Origin of the sequence: Chitinophaga alhagiae, from assembly GCF_003568665.1 — a bacterium.
Lineage (GTDB): Bacteria > Bacteroidota > Bacteroidia > Chitinophagales > Chitinophagaceae > Chitinophaga > Chitinophaga alhagiae.
This window is the reverse complement of the sequence record NZ_QXMH01000005.1, coordinates 120,230-140,452: the sequence shown is the minus strand read 5'-3', so window position 1 is coordinate 140,452 and position 20,223 is coordinate 120,230. Positions and strand designations below refer to the sequence as shown.

Genomic DNA, 20,223 nt, shown 5'->3' with positions numbered 1-20,223 from the left:
TATCTGCCGCGGATTTGCAGGCAGGAACCTTTTTTGCTGCACCGCTCCCGGTCCAGCGGCGTTCATCAGTTAGGTCAAGCCCGCAACAGGGAGGCTACAAAGTGGCCTCCCTGTTTTTTTGTTCTTGCAGGATTGTGTAATTTTATACACACGGCTGTTTTGGTAACGGCCTGTTTTTCACCCCATAATGTTTTAGCAGGATTTTCGCTGTATAACACGCAAAACCTTTTGTATGGACCAGGAACATGAATTGGACAAGCCGCATGCAGGCTTTTTGTATGACTCCACTACTGTGATCAACGTATCCAGAACCGGCCGCATTATTTCAGCCGCCGCGGGCGCCGCATTGGTATACGCCGGCCTGCACGATGTGGGCAAAAAGCCGCTGGCCAGCCTGGGCCGCCTGCTGGCAGGAGGCTACCTGCTGTACCGCGGTATCTCCGGCAACTGCCCCCTGCAGGCCATTGTGGAAGACAAGCTGCATACCCGCCACGCCCGCGCCGTTAACATCCGCACCTCCATGGTGGTGAACGCCCCCATTGCTGATGTGTACGCCTACTGGCGGCAGCTGGATAACCTCCCGTCTTTTATGGGCCACCTGCATGATGTGGAAATACTGGACGATAAACATTCTCACTGGATGGTGAAGCTGATAGGGGACCTGGCCCTGGAATGGGACGCGGAAATTGTGGACGAAAGGGAGAACGACTTTTTTGGCTGGCGCTCCCTCAACGGGTCTACCGTGTCTAACGCCGGTAAAGTGCGCTTCAGGGAAACCCCGGAGGGCGGTACCGAAGTATTTGTGACCATTTCCTACCGGCCGCCGGCCGGTTATGCCGGGGCAGGACTGGTACGGCTGTTGAACCCCGCATTTGCCAAACTGGTACGGGACGATGTGAAGAACTTCAAACAACATATGGAGGCCTTGTATTAACTAACATACTATAATACCTGGAAGAAAAACCCCGGAACCGTTTCCGGGGTTTTTCTTTTCACAACCAACATCCTGTATGCTATGGCCTGAAAGTTTGAAACGTATCTGGTTTCGGAAGGTTGGACGTATCCCTGTTCTTTTTGTCTTTTTTCTTCTTTTTCTTGGTAGTATCCTGCGGAACGGTATCCTGTGCATTCCAGCTGATACCATCCGCTGTGGTAGCTGCTATGGCCGGCTGGCCGGAGAAGCCGCGGCTTCCCATCACTACTACAATAAACATGGCAATAATACCAATGGGTGCGAGTTTTCCTTTCATGATCAAAATTTTTATGTTGACAATTGCATGAGACGCTGACCGGAAAATTATTTCGTGTAAAAAAGGCCAAAAACCTTACCACTATTAACAGCAGGGAATTTTTAATGTAACAGCAGGAGCCGTGTGTATTTTTTTGCCCAACAGCCGTTCCCGGCAGTAATTGTTTTCCACGCAATGCGTCCGGCGCCTGGGTAATGAGCCGGTGCCGGGCCTCGCCCCCGCACCGCGCAAATACCTTGCGTACCAATCCGTATATTTGCTGCATGTACGCCATTGTAGACATTGAAACAACGGGAGGGCACGCCAGTGCCGGCTGCATCACGGAAATTGCCATTTTTGTGCACGACGGGCAGGAGATAGTGGAGCATTTTGAGACCCTGGTAAACCCGGGGCGGCCCATTCCGCGCTATATACAGGCGCTCACAGGCATTACGGACGATATGGTGGCCGATGCGCCGCCTTTTGAAGAGGTGGCGGCCCGGGTGTTTGAACTGCTGCAGGGCCAGATCTTTATTGCCCACAACGTTAATTTCGATTATTCTTTCCTCCGGCACCACCTGGACGGCTGCGGGTATACCCTGCAGGCCAAAAAGCTCTGCACGGTGCGCCTGAGCCGCAAAGTGTTTCCCGGTTTCCCTTCTTACAGCCTGGGCAACCTCTGCCGGCAGTTGAACATCAACATACAGCAGCGCCACCGCGCCAGCGGGGACGCACTGGCCACCGTACAGCTGTTTGAACGGCTGATGGCGGCAGACAGCCAGGGCGCCATTGCGCAGGCCCTGCACGGCCGCTCCCGGGAAAAATGGCTGCCGTTGCACCTCCCGCAGGAGCAGGTGGCGGAATTGCCTTCCTGCCCGGGCGTATATTATTTCCACAATGTGAAAGGCAAGGTGGTATACGTAGGCAAGGCGAGAGACATCAAAAAAAGGGTTACCAGCCACTTCACCGGCAACAGCGCCGGCCGCCAGCGGCAGGAGTTCATCCGCAACATTCACCGTATTACCTACGAGAAAACAGGCACGGAGCTGATGGCTTTCATACTGGAATCTATAGAGATACGCCGCCTCTGGCCGCAATACAACAATGCGCAGAAACGCATAGAGTTCAGGTACGGCATTTACATGTTTGAAGACCAGCAGGGTTACCTGCGCCTGGCCATTGAAAAACGCCGGAAATACACCCACCCCGTATTTACCTTCAACCTGCTGGCAGACGGCCACCAGCTGATGCGCGAGCTGATCCGGGAGTTCAGGCTGTGCCCCAAGCTCTGCTTCCTGCAAACAGACCAGGATGCCTGCACCGGCATAGCCGAAAAAACCTGCAAAGGCGCCTGCGAAAAGAAAGAAAAGCCCGTGCGGTACAATAAACGGGTGCTGACCGCCCTGGAAAGCCTGCAGGCCCGCCAGCCTTCTTTTGCCATCCTCGACGCGGGCCGCATGGCCACGGAGCAGAGCTGCATACTCATGGAAAAAGGGAAGTTCTATGGCATGGGTTACGTACCGAGAGACGTTGCCGTGTCTGACGGCGCCATGCTGAAAAACTGGCTGATCCAATACCCCGAGAACGAATTTATCCGCAATCTTCTACGGCAGTATACCGCTTCCAAAACGGCCAGGCTGGTCAGCTTCCAGTAAGCCGGAACGCAAAAGGCCAGCAGGGAAGTCCCCGCCGGCCCGTTGCGTCGATTTTTTCTATGCCCTACGGTACTACCGTAATGTCCAGTTGTTTCAGCACCTGCTTGTTGTCATGAATGTTTGAATTGGCAGCAAGGAAGGTGGCTTTATACGTGCCCGGCTGCGCATACGTATGAGTATACTCTTCCAGCCGCGAGTTGGCATAGCCTTTTACGGCAATGCTGCGGTCTGGCCCCATGTCTACACTGCCGGCCTGTACCGCCTGTGAAATACACCAGTCTTCCGTATACGCCGTTGTATTCTGGGCATTGGCCCGCATGGTAATGGTGCTGGCGGTAATGGAGGAGCGGGTCTCTTCCTTGGGCCCTTCATACACCAGCAGCCATCCGGCGCTCACATGGTCTGCCAGCACCTGCGTGCCGATGGAAGTGTTGCTCTTCAGCGAAAAGTTCTGCACCCGCCATGTTTTACCCACGCCCAGGGTGGCTACGGGCTGGTTCATCACGTATTTGAACGCAATGAAAATCGGCTGGCCGTCTACCACAATATCGTTCAGGCTCACGGAGCCTGAATTGGTGTAAGTGGTAGAGTTGGCAATGGTGAAGCGGTCTGTGATGTCTACCCAGGTGGCGGCCTTCACGTCCCCAATGTTATACTTGGCGTTGAAGTCCGTAGAGGCCCATACAGAGAACTGGTTGGCCTGGGTGCCGTATTGCGTGTTGGTGTTGAAAGACATGAACACCTCACCGGCTTCTACCACGCGGCCGTCTTTAAAAGCATAATCGTTCCCCACTTCCCCGGAATAGAAAGAGATGAGGCCCGGGTCTCCCGTGAAGGCGAATTTAACGGCTTCACCGGCCTTTACGGTAAGGGATTCTGCCGTTACATCAAATACGGGATCGTCCACATTTTCTTTCTGGCAGGCAGTGGCCATCCAGAGGCAGCCCAGCAGCAAATAATATATCGGTTTCATCATTGCAGAGTTTTAAAGTTAGAGGAAACGCTTACCAGCCCGGGTTTTGCGTGAGGGCCTTGTTTAATCCTATTTCCCGGGAGGGGATGGGCCACAGCTCATCTCTTGCGCTGGCATTGTTGTAAGAGCGGGCGGCATATTTGAAGGCGCTGGGGGCTTCACCATCTATCAGGTTGGCCACGGCCTTCATAACCGGCAGGAAGATGTTCCAGCGTACCAGGTCCCGTTTGCGCAGGCATTCAAAACACAGTTCTCTTGACCTTTCATCCTGCAGGTACTGGCGGAAGCTCTCCTGGTCCAGCCCGGTAACGTCTGCCGCGGGGTCTGGCGTATTGGCCGGTTTGCCGTAAGCCCTTCTCCTGACCTGGTTCAGCGCTTCGTAGGCATCCCCGGTGGGGCCGTTCACTTCGTTTTCCGCTTCGGCAAACATGAGCAACACGTCTGCATAGCGCAGCAGGGGGAAGTTGATGGCGCCGCCGTTCTTGTCTTTGGGCATCACCACTTCAAATTCCCGGCGCCATTTGCCGCTGTTCCTTTCGTAGATCTGGCTGGCCGTCCAGTTGGTTTTTACGGCCGGGTTGCCGGAGGTACGGTAGGTGGCTATGCTCCAGTCACGCCGCAGATCTCCTGCCTCAAACAGGCGGAACAGCTTGCCGGTGGGGTTGAGAAAACCATAGCTGTAGGCAAATTTCGGATCTGGCGGATCTGTAGAATAGGCAATGCCGTTGTTGCTGCCTACACGGCCGGTTTCGCGGTAAGCGCCCTGCGTGTTGCCCCAGAACTCCACTTCCCAGATGCTTTCCTTGATGTCATATTTATCCTCGCAATAGTTCATGAACACGCCTTCAAAAGAGGGGTTCAGCGCGTGCTGGAAACCGTCTTCCTGCGGCTGCATGACCTTGAGCGCCCACTCGCGCGCTTCCGCGTACTTGCTGGCATCATTAATAGGGTGGCCGGCCATGTAAAGGCAAACACGGGCCAGTATGCCGCGCACCGCGGATTTGCTCACACGGCCGCCATGGCCTGCTTCAGCGGCGGTCAGTACCAGCCCCTCCGCCGTTTTCATATCCGTTACTATCTGGTCATATACTTCCCTGGCGGTAGCGCGGGGAAAGTTAACGGAGTTGGCGGAACCTACCGGCTCCAGTATCAGCGGCACGCCGCCGAAGTTGCTCACCAGCATCAGGTAATAATAGCTCCGCAGGAACAGCGCCTCGCCTTTAATGGCGTTGCGTTTCTTTTCTTCCATGCTGGGTTTGTCTATGTTGGCCAGCAACAGGTTGGCACGGTTGATGGCTTCGTATAACCAGCGCCAGTGAGTGGAAACGATGGGGTCGGAAGCGGATACTTCGTAAACAGATACACCGGTCAGCTCTCCCGAGCGGGAATAAAAACCTTCATCCGCGTCAAGCCCCATTCTACCCAACATCCTGTCTCCATATAGTTCAGACTTGCCAAGGTGGCTGTATACGCCGGCCAGGGCAAAAGTGATCTGTTCTTCATTGCTGTAATAATTCACCGGCGACAAAAAATCCTGCGGCCTGGTGCCCAGGAATTTTTTACAGCCGCCTATACCTACGCAACAGCAGGCTACCAGCAAAATGTGTATGTATTTCATATGCATCATTTGTTGAGTATGGTTTAGAAGGAAGTATTGAGACCAAAAACAATGGTGCGCGCCCTGGGATAGGCAGACCAGTCAAAACCCGGGGTGAGCGTGCTGTTGCGCGTAGATACCTCGGGGTCCATACCGCTGTAGTTGGTCCACGTGTAGAGGTTCTGCACGGAAGAGAACACGTTCAGGCTGCGGATATGCGCCCGCTTCAGCCAGGCGGAAGGCAGTGCATAGCTCAGTGAAATGGTTTTCAGGCGAAGGAAAGAACCGTCTTCCAGCACCCTTGAAGAATAAGCGCCGCCAGGGCCCTGGCCGCCGGCGCGGTGAAGGGTGTTGCTGGGGTTCTCGGGCGTCCAGCGGTTGGCGTAGTTGGCAAACTGGTTGATGCTGCCGCTGCCTTTGCCGTTGCCTTCAAACAACAGGCGGTTGGCGTTGTAGATCTGGTTGCCGTAAGCCCATTGGAAAAATATATGCAGGCTGAGGCCGCGGTAGGTGAAGTTGTTGGAGAAACCGCCGAAGTGCGTGGGCATGGTATTGCCGATCACCGTCTGGTCGTAGCTGTCTACCACACCGTCCCCGTTCAGGTCGCGGTAGCGGATGTCTCCTGGTTTGATGTTGGCGCGGGCGCTGCCGTTGGTAGATCGGTCAGGTTTCAGGATGTACTGGCCGGAAGGGGTCTGGTCGAAATCTTCGAGCTGGTATACGCCATCCCAGATATAACCGAAGAACTGCGCCGCCGGGCGGCCAATTTCCGCTACATAGAGGAAGGAGTTGTTAAACGCGGTTTCCCAGGATACGAGAGACAGCATTCTTGTTTCGTCATCACTCAACGCCAGCACCTTGCTGTTGTTAAAGCTGATGTTGAAGTTGCTTTCCCAGCTGAAATTCTTGTTCCGTACGTTTACGGTGGTGAGCGTCAGCTCCAGGCCCTGGTTCTGCATTTTACCGATGTTCTTGAACGCGCTGGCATAGCCCGTTACATAAGGCATGTTGGCGCGCAGCAACATATCGTGCGTGGTTTTGCGGTAGAGGTCTACGTTCAGCTCCACACGGTCGCGGAAGAGGCCTAGGTCGTACCCGAGGTCTATCTGCTGCGTGGTTTCCCAACGGAGGTTGGCATTGCCCAGGTTGTCTGCATGCACGCCTTTGGAAGGCGTTTCATTCCCCCAGGAGTAGTTGTCTGCCGCGGGGAAGGTGAGGGAGGGGAGGTAGGAGAAATCTCCTACGCGGTTATTGCCCGTTACCCCAAAGCTGCCTCTCAGTTTGGCATTGGAGATGAAGCGGAGGCCTTTCATGAACTTTTCATCGCTCATGCGCCAGGCCGCGGCGCCCGAGGGGAAGTAGGCCCACTGGTTGCCGGGGGCGAATTTGGAAGACCCGTCTGCCCGGAAAGAGAACGTGAGCAGGTACTTTGACTTGTAGTTATAGTTTACCCTGCCCAGGAAAGAGGCCAGGTTGGAACCGGTATACAAAGAGCTGGAAGAAACGGGGATGCCTTCATCCATGCCGCTGAGGCCCAGCTCGGGGTTGGGTATCTGTACCATGGCATACCCTTTCTGCTCACGGGTGAAGCCTTGCATGGTGAAACCGCCCACTACGTCCAGCGCATGCTTGCCGAAACGTTTTTTATAGGTGAGCGTGTTCTCGTTCATCCAGTCACGGCGGCTATCATTAGCGGTGTTGGCCTGCACGCCGCGGGAGCTGGGCAGCAGGGGCGTACCACGGGAAGTGTTTTCATTGTAGAACTCGTCCCGCTGGTCTACCCGGTTGTTGATGCCGGCGGTTACCTTAAGGGTCAGCTCCGGCGTAATGGCGTAAGTAGCGTAGGCATTGGCCATGAGGTTGGTGCTGCGCCGCTGGCGAAGCTCATTTTTGGCGGATACGATGGGGTTCACCCGGTAGTCGTTGGCATGGTCTATCTCGGGGTCCATCAGCTCATCTTCCAGCGGGTTATCATCATTGATATCCGATTCTCCGCCTGTTACCGGCCGGTAAGCCCAAACGGCATACATGAGGGTGCTGGTGGCGGAACCGGCCACGCTGGCGGGAGAGGCCAGCTGCCCGAAACTCTTGATCTGGCTGTAGTTGATATTGACGCCCGTCTTCAGTTTCTTGTTGATGGTCTGGTCTAGCGATATTCTGCCCTGGTAACGCTCCTGGCCGGAGTTGACCACAATGCCGTCTGCATTGTTGATGGAGCCGGAAATGGAATAACGCGTTTGGTCGTTACCGCCTCTTATGGAGAGGTTGTGAATTTGCGTGCTGCCCGTGCGGAAAAGCTGGTCTTGCCAGTTGATGCCGGGCACGCTCTTGTAGGAATCGAGCGTTTTGCCGTCTTTGAGGTAAGTGGCCGTGGCGGCGGTCAGGTTCCTTTCCAGCATGTAGCGTACAAACTCGTAGGGGCTCATCATCTCCATTCTTTTAGTAACCTGGTTGATACCGAGAGAACCATTGTAGCCGATCACCGGTTTGCCGGTTTTGCCGCGTTTGGTTTCTATCACCACTACGCCGTTGGCGCCCCTGGCACCGTAAATAGCGGTGGCGGAGGCATCTTTCAGGATGCTGATGGAAGCAATGTCGTCAGGGTTGAGGGCGGCATTTTCCGGGTCCTCAATAGGGAAGCCGTCAATTACGTAGAGGGGGGAATTGCTTTGGGTAAGGGAGTTGGCGCCCCTGATCACGATGTTAATGCCTTCGGCGCCGGGCTGCCCGTCGTTAGAAGACACCTGCACGCCCGCAATGCGGCCGGCCAGCGCCTGGTCAAAAGACTGTACGGGCGCTTTGGCAATGTCTTCCATATTTACGAGGCCTACGGAACCGGTGAGGTCTTTTTTCCGTACGGCGCCATAACCTACCTCCACTTCGTTGAGGGTGGTGGTGCTTTGAGAGAGCCGCACCTGGAGGGTAGTGCTATTGCCCACCCTCAGCTCGCGGCGGGTGTAGCCTACAATGGTGAACACCAGCGTATCCGAGGCGGCGGCCTGGATGTTGAAGCGGCCGCTGGCATCGGCGGAGCCACCAGTGTTGGTGTGTTTTACGCGGATGCTTACACCCGGTACAGGCTCGCCGGTTTGCGCATCGGTCACCGTGCCGCTGATTCGTTTACGGTCCTGCGCCTGCCCGCGGTAAAGAACGCCTAACAGCAGCAACAGGAGGAAAGGGATTCCCATTCGGCAACTATGCCGTTTACACGTAAGGTTCATACGGTATGTTTTTAATGAATTAAAATAATCAGCATCGTGCTTTTACTGCTCATAAGCAGGGCGGGGGAGGTTTTTCTCCCTTTGCAAACGTTTTCATACACGCAGATGCCTCATGCCCGTGTACGTACCCGTATTTTGTCAGTAAAAGTGCGATCTGTTTTACAGCAATTGCGTTTTTGTGATTCTTAAATGATTGTGAAAACCTGTCCGTTGTTGCTGAGCGCGTTGGCCTGTTCGTGAAATCAACATTTAACAGCAACCATCTTACATTTTGGTCAATAAGTGCGGGAATAATAAACGATGGACGAAAACGGGTACGTACACGAAAATAGGAAACAAGTTCAAAAAATGAAACTTTTTCACTTATTAATTTTTCTGAAGAACTGGGAAACGGGATTTTTTGGCAAAAAAACCGGCGCACCAGGGTAGTGCGCCGGTTTTTGAACATTTCCGGCCTAGAACAATTCCGGTTCTCCGCCCGTCTCCCGCCAGCCGGCGGCCTTTTTTTCTGCTACCAGCCGGTCTTTTTCCCGGCAGGCGTCCGCCGCATCCATACAGGTTTGCACCTGTATCTGCCCTTTTGTGCCGGTTTTGCCCTGCCGTATAAATAGCCGGGCGCCGCTGACGGCCGCTTCCCAGAACTTTTCGTTCCGGCCTTCTCCCAACAGCAGGCGGGTGGTGCCTTCCGGCACGGTTGGCTGCGGCAGCAGGCTGTTGAGCGGAGCCGCGCCGGGCGCCTTGCCCAGGTGCCTGAGCAGGTCTTCCATGACGCGCTGCGGCTGCAGCAGCCAGTCTTTCGCGTACACCGTAACGGTTTTCCAGCCAAAGTTCTCCAGGATGGCGGGGCGCTGGTAATATTGTTCCAGTACATTGGGGTGCTGGTAGTACTGGTCATCGTCTATGATAATGCTGAGCGCATAGGCATCGTCTTCCGGCTGCCGTTTTACGGCCAGGGAACACCTGAAACCGGACTGGCCCACCTGCTCGCTTACCGTAAAACCCTGCTGCTCCAGCTGCGCGCGCACCTCCTGCAATATAACGGTGCCGGCCGTACGGGAACGGGCGGCATGGCGGCCAGAGGAAAGCCCGTCCAGTATACCCGCCGCCGCGCTCATATTGCCCGCGCTCACCATTTCCGCATATTGCAGGAAACGGCGCAGGTAGTTAGCGCCGGCGTTGTACACGTTGGTGATCTGGTGATGGCGGATACTGCTCACCACGGCCATGTGTTTTTTAGCGCGGCTGAAGATCACGTTCAGGCGTTTTTCGCCGCCTTTTTTATTGATGGGGCCAAAGTTCATGGACATTTTGCCGCGGTGGTCAGGCGCGTAACACACGCTCATAATAATGATGTCCCTTTCATCTCCCTGCACGTTTTCCAGGTTCTTTACAAAGAGGCCGGTGAACTGCCCGTCTTCCGTCCGTTCCGTAGCGTCTTCCAGCAGTTCCTCAAACTTTTTGTCGTTCACGGCCAGCGCCTCCAGGGCGGTATTGATGGCATGCTGCTGCTCCTGGCTGAACGCCACAATGCCAATGCTTTCCGGCATTTTTTTGAACAGCAGCTCGCGCACCAGGTGGGCAATATAAGTTGCTTCGGCGGTGTTGCCCCGTTTGAGGTAAGTGCCGCCGGGCAGGTGGTGAAAGCTGATGCTCCGGTCTTGCAGCGCGGCGGCGTTAAACAGCGCGTCTGACGGTTCATTTACGCTGATGGCGGGTTTAGGCGCATCGTGAATGCTGCGGTCAGGAATAGTGAGCAGGGCCGCATCATAAAACGCGTGGTTGCTGAAGCTGATGAGCGTTTCAAAATGGCTGCGGTAGTGCCAGCCCAGCATGTAGCTGTTCATTTTGCGGGCGCCCTGCACCAGCAGGCTGTCTGCATCGGCGCTCAGTATTTCGTCTTCTTCATCTTCCCGCTCCAGGTCGTCCGGGTCACCGCTTTTGGCGGAGAAAAAGTCTGTGGGCGGCATTTGCCTGTCATCTCCCACAATAATGGTTTGCGGCGCGCGGTAGAGGGAGGGAACACCTTCTTCCAGCGTGATCTGGCTGGCCTCATCAAATATCACGGCGTCAAAGAAGGGCTGGTCAAGCGCCAGGGAATCGCTCACGCTGAGGGGGCTCATGAGCCATACGGGTTTCAGGTCTTTGAGCACCAGGCCGCTGCTGCGGCTGGTCAGCTCGCGGATGCTTTTGTACCGCATGCTTTTGGCAAATTCGTTTTCCAGTATTCTGCGGCCTTCCGCATAAGCGCGGGCATATTCCTGCTGCGTTTCTTCTATCTGCGAGGCGGCTTTTCCGCTGAGCTGCACGTGTTCTTTAAAGCGGCCGCGCACCTGTGCACGGATGTATTCCGCATTCAGGTCCAGCAGGGTATGGTAGCAATGCCGTACCTGTTCCACTGCGGTTTCCAGCGTTTGGCCGGTGGTATTGGCAAAGCCCTTGTTGTGGCGGTAAAAATGCCGCAAGGTTTTATGCGCCATGCCCGCTTCCATTTCTTGCGGCTCCCAGGGCAGGGAGCGCAGCGCCTGTTTGAGGGCGCCGGGCATGCCCAGGTAATTGCCCAGCGCCGGCAGCAGCTCCTCCAGCGCGGGCGCATTGAGGCGGATGCTTTCCAGCATGTCTGCCAGCGTGCGCAGGTTTTGCGGGGGCGCGTCCTGCAGTACCTGTTGCAGGTTTTGTTCCAGTTGGTGCAGCGCATCGTGCAGGCGTGCCAGTTGTATGACCGTTGCTTCCGCGCGCGGATGTTGCAGCAGGTATTGCAGTGCGGGCTCTTCCAGGTGCGCCCGCAGCCGTTCTATGGAAAGCCAGGTAAGGTCGAGGTTGTCTATACGGTACTGCTGCTGCGTGTTGCGGCGGGTATCTGCCGCCAGGCGGGTAGCGTCATATTCTTCTTTCAGCAGCAGCAAAAGCTGGCTGTAAACGGGCGGTACGCTGTGGCGCTGCAGATCGTACTGCGCGTGCAGGCGTTTTTTGAGCCCTCGCCAGTTGCCGGAAAGGAAACGCCAGAAAGAGCCTTCGTGCCGTTGCGCAATGGCCAGCGCCTGCAAGGTATCCTGCTCGCTGAATTTTTGCAGCCAGCCGGTATTTTTTGCGGCGGCTTGCTCCGCGGCCTGTTGCAACGCCCGGCATTGCTGCACGGCCTGCGCAAATTGCCTCGCTTCCGGGGTTTTCGGGTCTACCAGTAAAAGATTGCCGCTTTCCGCCAGGGGCAGCAACAGGGTGGCGTGGCGCACCAGCTGCCGCAGGGTATGCAGGTCTTCCGCTGTTATGGCGGCCGCCTGCAGCGTTTCCATGATACCTTCCAGCAGCCCGGTGCCGCGCGTTACCAGTGTTTGCAGCAGCGTGATGGGTTGTTCAGCGGCAAACACCTGCTCATTTACTTTACTGAGCGGGTGCGTGGCAAACACCGGCGCGGCGCCGCTTTCTTCCAGCGCTTCTCCCAGCAGCTCCACCATATTGCCGTATTGCAGCCATTGTTTGTAGTGCGGCACGGTTTCTTCTTCCGCCGCTTCTATAGCCCGCAGCTGCGGCCGGAGGGCCAGCAGCCTTTCCATCAACGCCCTGATGCCCAGGCCCGCATGTTCCTGCTCCTGCGCGTGGGTATCGTGAAAGTGCTGGAGCAGCTGCAGTTGTTGCTGCAGGTTATGCAACAAGGCGTTGCGTTTGAGGGTAATGCTGTGCCCGTCCGGGCCGGGTTTGACAAAGGCCTCATACGTATGTTTCAGGTCTTTGATAAAAGTGCGTTTATCTCCCTGGCTGTCATGAATGTAACAGCACAGCTCATCCAGCCCCTGCTGTTTCAGGCGGTGATACACCACGTCCAGCGCCGCGCGTTTTTCGCATACGAACAGCACCTGTTTGCCGCGCGCTACAAAATCCGCGATGAGGTTGGTGATGGTCTGGCTTTTACCGGTACCCGGCGGGCCCTGGATGATATAACTTTCGCCGTTGCGGGCTTGCGTAATGGCCTGCGTTTGCGTAGGGTCCGCCTGTATCACGTGAAACCATTCTTCCGGCAGGGCGGTAGCGGCGGCCTCTTCACGCAGGGGGCGGGGCTGTGCGTTGAAGAGCTGCTCAAACACCGGGTGCTGCTGCGGCTGGTCCAGCACAGCATTATAATCCTGCACCAGGCTCATTTTTTTATAGTTGAAATTGCCCAGTACCACATGGCAGGTATCAAACTCCCAGCGGTAGGGGTTGTGTTGCCCTTCCGCCATTTCAAACAGCTCGTGCTCCGCGGCGGGAACGGGCTGCGGGTCTTCTTTCCGGAGTTTCTGATGGTATTGCTGCAGCGTTTCCCGCGCTTCTTTGTAGATCAGCCGTATCCTCGGCTTCTGCATGTATGGCAACACGATGCCGCGGTTGGCGCCTTCTACCTGTACCTGCAGCTGGCGGTGGAACTGCTCCACGCTCATTTCCTCAAGGTCAACCATATCCGGCAGCACAATGCCGTACAGCTCCCGCAACTGGTTGGCCAGCACGGGGTTCACCTCCGCGTTGTTGTCTGTAACGCTCAGCACGTACTGGTCTCCGGCGGCCTGTTTTTTCTTTTTCAGTTCAACCGGTATCAACAGCAGGGGGCTCAGGATGCTTTCTTCCGGTTCTTCCGGCAGGTTGTACCATTTCAGGAAAGCCACTACCAGCTTGAGCTGGCTGAAGCCATATTCCTGCACATCGCGCCGGGCTTCCAGCCGTATCTTATTGAGCACGGCGGGCAGGTAGGGATGGTCTTCGAAACGGAGATATTTGTTGAGAGACAGCTCCTGCATGCCCGTTACTTTTTCCGCCACTTCCTCGTTCCAGGTAAACAGCAGCTCCGGGCGGATGCTCTGATGATGCAGCACCATGGGCACGCTGCTGAGGGTAAGGTTGGCAAAGCGCGCATTGGGCTTGTAGTAGAGCAGGCGGTTGCGGCGGCTGGTATCGAACAGGCGGTTGCGGAGCTTGTTCAGGATGAACGCCTGCCGTTCTTTCCGTTCATGATGCACCCAGCCGGCCAGCTCGCTGAGATCTGTCTGTTTTTCCGGGTCAAAGTCGCGGTAATTCTCCAGGCGGTGAATGGCCTCCTGCAGGTCTTGCGTACGCTGCGCCCGGTCCAGCTCCGTCATTTCGGTGATCAGGGTGCCTATAGCGGGGTGCAAATGCTGATGGCGCAGCGGGTGCAGGCGTTGCTGCGCCAGTTCGTCCAGCTGCTCCGGGTCATACAGGTTGAGACCCAGGGCCATACCGGCCATCACCTGACCCAGGCAGAAAATATCCGTTTGCGCATCGTGATGGCCCAGCAGTATTTCGTAGCTGCTGTAGCCGGGTATGTAGGCCGCATGCCGGACCGGCTGCTGCGGGTCTTTCTGTATCAGCAGGTTGACGGCCTTCTCACTGTCTGCCGCCAGCTTCACTTTGTCTACCACTTCCAGGTGCGGGTTGTGCGCGCTGAAAAGGGCGGCTACACGTTCTGGCGCGTCTTGCGGAGGGCGGGCCAGCAATTCGTCCGTTTGTATGGCGCGGTGGCTGACCAGCAGCGCGTCCTGGTCAAAGGCCGCTACCAGGCCGGCTTCATGGATGCGTTGTACCTGTCTGAAAAGGGGGAGTACGGCTGCAATTACATCGTCCGTTGTATAGTTCCCGTGTTGAAAGGCAGTGGTGAGGAACTGCCGGAATAAGATCGTCGTCAAAGTAAAATATTATGCTGAAAAGAGTAAGCCGGCATAGCTGACAGCCTGCTCAAAATTACCGATTTCCGTTTAGCGGGCACAAGGCAGGGAGATACATTTTTCCGGTTTGTTGCGGGATTTGCCCCACTCGTCGCATTCCGGCCGCAAGTACTTGTGCAGCAAGATATTTTGCACAAAAAACAGCGGATATGAAAACCTTCTGCATCTTTTTTCTGCTCGCCATTACGGCTTCTTATAACGCCTTTTCGCAACAGATTATTGGCAGGGTGACAGATAAAAACGGTCACCCGCTGGAAGGGGCCGGTGTGGCCATTGCCGGCACAGTAGACGGCGCCACTACAGACTCCACGGGCGCCTTCCGGTTCCAGACCCGCGCCGGCGGCGCGCTCCGCCTGCAGGTGAGCTACCTTGGCTACAAAACCCGGGAAATGCCGATACAGGCGGGCATACCCGTAACGGTAAAACTGGAAAGAGACCCCGCCACCCTGGAGCCGGTGGTGGTATCTGCCGGCAGCTTTATGGCGGGAGACAAAAGTAAAGGCGCGGTGATGACCGCCATGGACGTAGTGTCTGTTGCCGGCAACGGCGGGGATGTTGCCAATGCCGTGCGTACCCTGCCCGGCGCGCAGCAAATAGGCGAAAGGGAAGGGCTTTTTGTGAGAGGCGGCACCGGTCTTGAAACCCGGCAATTTATAGACGGCACGCTGGTGCCGCAACCCTATTTTGCTTCGCTGCCCGGTTTGCCGCAATTCAACCGTATCTCTTCTCCTTTTTTGTTTGACGGCATTGTGTTCAGCAGCGGCGGTTATTCAGCGCTCTATGGCCAGGGCCTCAGCGGGGCGCTGGTGCTGGAAACGCAAGACCTGCCGGACAAATCGTCCGCCGTTATCGGCATTTCACCCATGGTAGCCGTTGCCGGCGTACAGCGCCTTGCCCCAAACAAACGCAGCAGCTTCAGCCTCAACACCCGTTATATGACCTGGGAGTATTATGCGCGCCTTGTACCGCAAAACCCGGAGTATGCGGAAGGGCCGGCCTATTCCATTACGGAAGCCAACCTCAGGGCCAAAACCGGGAAAACGGGCCTGCTGAAAGTATACGCCAATTTCGGCTATCACCATGCCGGCCTGTACCGCAAAGATGTGGACAGCACGGCGCTGCGCAACGGCTTTATGTCTGAAGACCGCAACCTGTACGTGAACATCAGCCACCGCAGCACGCCGGGAAAACACTTGCGGCTTGACCTGGCTGGCGCCTTCAACCATAACGCAACGGATATACGAAAAACAGTAACAGACGCCTTCAAGCACCCCGTACACATCCCGCATGCGCCATACCTCCGGAAAGAAGGGGACAGCAGCGTAACGGATAACTTTGCCCAGGCGCGCGCCGTGCTCAGCCGCTATTTTCCCGGCAACCAGGTATTGCGCGCGGGCGGCGAAGTACAACTGGGCTGGCATGATGAGCTGTACGCGGCCTTTGCGGAGATGGAATGGACGCTGACCACTTCGCTGGCGCTGCGCACCGGCTTGCGGTTTGAGCACTCCCGCCTGCTGCGGGACGCGGTGCTGGCCCCGCGGCTCAGCCTCGCCTACCGCCTGGGCAACGGCTCACAACTGAACGCGGCCTACGGCGTCTTTTACCAGAAAGCGGACAACCCTTACCTGCTGGCCCACCCGGAGATGCCGCAGGCCAGGGCTACGCACTACATCCTGAATTACCTGCGCCACGGCAATAACCGCCTCTTCAGGGCGGAGCTGTTTTACAAACAATACGACCGCCTGCTGAAAACAACAGGCCAGCCCGCCATGAACGGCAGCGGCCACGCAGAGGGGTTTGAATTTTTCTGGCGCGATAAAAAAAGTATTCCCCTGCTGGACTACTGGGTGAGCTATTCTTACCTGCATACCAAAAGGGAGCACCTCAACTACCCGGGCATGCTGGCGCCCTCCTTTGCCGCTCCGCATACGCTGTCTGTAGTGGCCAAACGTTTTTTTGAGCCCATCCGCACCAGCGTGAACCTCTCTTATGCCTATGCGGCAGGCCGCCCGTACTACGACATTTCAGCAACCGGCCAGTTACGGGACAAGGGTACCACCAAGGCATACAGCGTATTGAACCTCAGCCTTGCCCACATGCTGTCCCTGTTCCCGCAATGGAAGGAAAAAGATTTTACAGTGATCGCGTTCGGCGTAAACAACGTGCTGGGTACCAAGCAGGTATTTGGTTACGAATACAGTTTCAACGGGGCCAACAAAGTACCGCTAACACTCCCGGCTACACGCAATTTCTTCATTGGCATCTTTATGAGCCTGGGAATAGACAGAACGGAAGACTACCTCAACGAAAATTTATAATAAAACCACATAACATGAAAAAGATCATTGTATTCATCATGATGTTGCTGCCCGTAGCGGCATCCGCCCAGGAACCCGCAGCACAGCAGCTTGCCACCGCCGTAGCCCGGCTCAATACCGCGCAAACCGGCGCGGAGTACCAGCAACTGGCCAACCAGTTCCAGCGGCTGGCGGCGGCCTCACCGGAGCAATGGCTGCCTGTTTATTATGCGGCCGTTGCCAACATGCGGCTGGCTTTCCTGAACAAGGAGAAAGCCATGCTCTTCAGCGCCCAGGCCGAAGCGCAGATCAAACAAGCGCTCGGTCTCGTTAAAAAAGCCGGCGGCAACCCGAAAGACGCGTCTGAAGTGTACACCGTATACAGTTTTATTGAACGCAGCAGGGTAGAAGCAGACCCTATGGTGAACGGCCGCAAGTATGGCCCCAAAGCCGGCCAGTACCTTGCACAGGCCCGCCAGCTGGACCCGCAGAACCCGCGCGCGCTTTACCTGGACGGTCTCATTAAATTCCAGACCCCGGCCATGTGGGGCGGAGACAAACAGAAGGCCAAAGAATTGCTGGCAGCCGCCCTGCAGCAGTTTGAAGCAGCCCCGGCTTCGGCTGAAGCGCCGCAATGGGGGAAAACCGACTGCAAGAACATGCTGGAACAGGCAAAATAATATTCGTGTTAAATATGCTTTAAAGCTGTTCACTATTTACAATACTGTGGAAATAAAATGATTAGCCGTGAATGAAAAGATACAGGATCAGTGCAGTGCTACCAGCGGCACAGGAGGATGGCGAACAGGCCTTCAATATTTGCGTTTTGACCACACAAATAACGGTTTGTTCGCTTTTGCCCCTGCGCGGGCCTTGTTTTCCACTAAAACTAACGTGATATGAAAGCATCTACAGAAAGGAAGATCATCCGCTGGCTGCACATCATCCTGAGCATACCGGTGATAGGATATATCTACGGGCCGGTGGCCACTATACCGAACGCCGCTTCGGCGGTGCGGTGGGCATTTTTTCCGCTGATCGTGCTCTCGGGCCTGTGGCTCTGGAAAGGGCCGTGGCTGAAAAAGCGGTGGCAGGGAAAGGCGGTGCGGCGGTGAGCCTGTTATGCGGTGAACTGCAGCTCGCTCAATCCTTTGTACAGGCCTTCTTCCTTGCCCATCAGCTCTTCGTGCGTGCCGGCCTCTACTACGCGGCCTTTGTCAAGCACCAGTATCATGTCTGCGCGGCGTACGGTGGAGAGGCGGTGGGCGATCACTACGGAGGTACGGCCGTGCATGAGCTTGTCCAGCGCGTCCTGCACCAGCCTTTCAGATTCGGAGTCCAGCGCGGAGGTGGCCTCATCCAGGATGAGGATGCGCGGGTCTTTCAGCACCGCGCGGGCAATGGCAATACGCTGGCGCTGGCCGCCGGAGAGCTGAATGCCGCGTTCGCCCACAATGGTATTGAGGCCTTCGGGAAATTGCAGGATGAACTCCCAGGCGTTGGCCTGCCGCGCGGCGTGTACAATTTCTTCTTCTGTGGCGGCGGGGTTACCGTAGGCGATGTTTTCGCGGATGGTGCCGCCAAACAGGAACACGTCTTGCGGCACTACGGCCATCTGGTTGCGCAGTGTGGAAAGGTCATATTGCTGCGCATCTTTTCCATCAACGAGGATGCGGCCCTGCACGGGGTCATAGAACCGGAGCAACAGGTTAACGATAGTGCTTTTGCCCGCACCGCTGGGGCCTACAAGGGCCACTTGCCAGCCGGGCGCCACGTGAAAGCTCACATCCTGCAGTACGGGAATGTCTTTGCGGGAGGGGTAGTGGAAGCCGGTGTGCTCAAACCGGATATCTCCGGCAATAGCGGGGGCCCTTTCCGCCGGGGGAAGCGGGCGAATGTCCTCAACCGGTTCATCATGTATTTCCAGCAGGTTCTCAGACGCGCCCAACGCGCGTTGCAGGCGGGTGTAGATCTCCGCCAGCCCGCTGATGGAGCCGCCAATGAAACCGGAATATAAAATGAAAGAAAAGAGCTGGCCCACTTCAATATCTCCCGAGGCCATGAGCATGGCGCCTTTCCAGATAACGGCCGTCATGGCGCCAAAGAGGCCCAGTATCAGGAAGGAGACGAACGCGCCCTGGTAGGCGCCCGCTTTTACACCGGTGGCGGCGGCCTCGTCCGTTTTCTTTTTATAGCGGCCTATTTCAAAAAACTCGCTGGCAAAGGCTTTGACGTTGAAAATGCCTTGCAGCGTTTCTTCCACAATGGTGTTCGATTCCGCCACCTGTGCCTGCACCTGTTTGGAAAACTTCCGGATAAACTTGCCGAACACCACGGCCAGCACGCAAATAACGGGCACAACGGCCAGCATGAACAGCGTGAGCTTCCAGGAGGTAACGGCCAGCAGGGCTATGCCGCCGGTAATGATGATCAGCTGCCGGAGAAACTCCGCCAGGGTGGTGGTAAACATGTCCTGCAACTGGGAAATGTCTGAGGAAATACGGCTGTTCAGCTCACCCACCCGGCGCTCCGCAAAAAATTTCATGGGCAGCCTGATAAGGTGGTTATAGGTGGCCTGCCGCAGGGCGGCGAGCGTTTTTTCTGTAACGGACACAAAAATACGGATGCGGAAGTAGGAGAAAAGGGACTGGAGAATGAGCACGGCGGCCAGCAGCAGCCCAATGCGGTCCAGTTGCTCCAGCAACTGCCCTTTATGGCCGGCGTCTACCAGGTCTCCCAGCAGTTTGGGAAAAGCCAGGCTGGCGCCGCTGGAAAGCAGCAACATCAACAGGCCCACGGCAAATTGCCAGCGGTAAGGTTTGGCGTATTCATAGAGGCGTAGGGCCTTTCGTATCCCGGTCAGCGAAATTCTTGCACGTTTCTGCGGTTGCTCCATAGTCGAAATTAAGGTATTCCTTATGGAGTAGACGAGCGGCGGCGGGAAATATTGTATACGGTCATCAAAAGAAAAACTACTGTTTCACCTGCCAGTATACACACATACCGGAGGGAGCTGTGCCAGAACTCGCCCGTCATCCAGAAATAAAAGGCCACCGGCAGGGTAACCGCCAGGCCCAGGAAAGCCAGCAGGAACTTGGTGTTCACCGCAAACGAATAGCCGGCAAAACCGCCTTTGGCGGGGCGTTGCCGCATTTTTTGCAGGCAGTAAATATTCTCGTATACATCCGCCGCCCAGGCTATGCCCTGCAAGGCGGCCACCATCCAGAAAAAATACTCGCCATTGCCGGTTTTGGCGCCGATAATGATACAAAGCAGGGCCGTGGCAGGGTAGAGGCCCAGCATAAACAGGAAATCTACCCAAAGATGGGTTTTCAGCGCCCGGCGGGCTATTGGCTGCAGGCGGCCAATGAGGGTGTCCATTTCCGCTTCGGAGGCGGGGAACTGCAGGTCAAAAATGGAGAACGGCTGTTCTTCCCCGCTGCCGGTACGGCGGTGAAACTTCCGGGCCAGCCGGTTGAGCCAGAGGGCAGCGGCCAGCATCAGGCCAAAACAAAGCACAAAATAGAAACGCGGGTCTGTCAT

At 56.2% G+C, this 20,223-nt stretch carries 12 protein-coding genes; 5 read left to right on the top strand and 7 right to left on the bottom strand.

All coding sequences use genetic code 11. The features are described from left to right. The first annotated feature begins 232 nt into the window (after positions 1 to 232). Complete coding sequence (locus D3A97_RS22655; protein WP_119080847.1) at positions 233 to 934, top strand: SRPBCC family protein; 702 nt, start codon at positions 233 to 235, stop codon at positions 932 to 934. A 79-nt stretch (positions 935 to 1,013) separates the two neighbouring features. On the opposite strand, the gene D3A97_RS22650 is transcribed toward D3A97_RS22655, so the two are convergent. Next, on the bottom strand, positions 1,014 to 1,250 hold the full coding sequence (locus tag D3A97_RS22650) for a hypothetical protein (RefSeq protein ID WP_119080846.1): 237 nt from the start codon (positions 1,248 to 1,250) through the stop codon (positions 1,014 to 1,016). Between the two features lie 263 nt (positions 1,251 to 1,513). Between D3A97_RS22650 and D3A97_RS22645 the strand changes: the two genes are divergently transcribed. Further along, positions 1,514 to 2,884: an exonuclease domain-containing protein gene (locus D3A97_RS22645; RefSeq protein ID WP_119080845.1), complete on the top strand. Its 1,371-nt coding sequence runs from the start codon at positions 1,514 to 1,516 to the stop codon at positions 2,882 to 2,884. A 64-nt stretch (positions 2,885 to 2,948) separates the two neighbouring features. Here D3A97_RS22645 and D3A97_RS22640 read toward each other — a convergent pair whose 3' ends face one another. The 4 genes from D3A97_RS22640 to D3A97_RS22625 form a co-directional block, all read right to left on the bottom strand. After that, positions 2,949 to 3,860 (bottom strand): DUF5017 domain-containing protein, encoded by a 912-nt coding sequence (locus D3A97_RS22640; protein ID WP_119080844.1) that lies wholly within the window; start codon positions 3,858 to 3,860, stop codon positions 2,949 to 2,951. Between the two features lie 28 nt (positions 3,861 to 3,888). Continuing rightward, on the bottom strand, positions 3,889 to 5,475 hold the full coding sequence (locus D3A97_RS22635; RefSeq protein ID WP_198674139.1) for a RagB/SusD family nutrient uptake outer membrane protein: 1,587 nt from the start codon (positions 5,473 to 5,475) through the stop codon (positions 3,889 to 3,891). Positions 5,476 to 5,498: 23 nt separating this feature from the next. Continuing rightward, the gene (locus tag D3A97_RS22630; RefSeq protein WP_198674138.1) at positions 5,499 to 8,642 is read right to left on the bottom strand and encodes a SusC/RagA family TonB-linked outer membrane protein; all 3,144 of its coding nucleotides are present in this window, start codon (positions 8,640 to 8,642) and stop codon (positions 5,499 to 5,501) included. Positions 8,643 to 9,130: 488 nt separating this feature from the next. Then, on the bottom strand, positions 9,131 to 14,344 hold the full coding sequence (locus D3A97_RS22625; protein WP_119080841.1) for an AAA domain-containing protein: 5,214 nt from the start codon (positions 14,342 to 14,344) through the stop codon (positions 9,131 to 9,133). Between the two features lie 188 nt (positions 14,345 to 14,532). Here D3A97_RS22625 and D3A97_RS22620 point away from each other — a divergent pair, with 188 nt between their 5' ends. The 3 genes from D3A97_RS22620 (at position 14,533) to D3A97_RS22610 (ending at position 17,795) form a co-directional block, all read left to right on the top strand. Further along, the gene (locus D3A97_RS22620) at positions 14,533 to 16,701 is read left to right on the top strand and encodes a TonB-dependent receptor (protein ID WP_119080840.1); all 2,169 of its coding nucleotides are present in this window, start codon (positions 14,533 to 14,535) and stop codon (positions 16,699 to 16,701) included. Positions 16,702 to 16,715: 14 nt separating this feature from the next. Then, positions 16,716 to 17,360, top strand: coding sequence for a hypothetical protein (locus D3A97_RS22615; RefSeq protein WP_119080839.1), 645 nt, complete (start codon positions 16,716 to 16,718; stop codon positions 17,358 to 17,360). Between the two features lie 219 nt (positions 17,361 to 17,579). Then, positions 17,580 to 17,795: a hypothetical protein gene (locus D3A97_RS22610; RefSeq protein ID WP_119080838.1), complete on the top strand. Its 216-nt coding sequence runs from the start codon at positions 17,580 to 17,582 to the stop codon at positions 17,793 to 17,795. Between the two features lie 5 nt (positions 17,796 to 17,800). Here D3A97_RS22610 and D3A97_RS22605 read toward each other — a convergent pair whose 3' ends face one another. Both D3A97_RS22605 and D3A97_RS22600 read right to left on the bottom strand, forming a co-directional pair. Beyond that, complete coding sequence (locus tag D3A97_RS22605) at positions 17,801 to 19,576, bottom strand: ABC transporter ATP-binding protein (protein ID WP_119080837.1); 1,776 nt, start codon at positions 19,574 to 19,576, stop codon at positions 17,801 to 17,803. Between the two features lie 20 nt (positions 19,577 to 19,596). After that, a complete protein-coding gene (locus D3A97_RS22600) occupies positions 19,597 to 20,223 on the bottom strand; it encodes a hypothetical protein (protein WP_119080836.1) in 627 nt (208 codons plus the stop codon).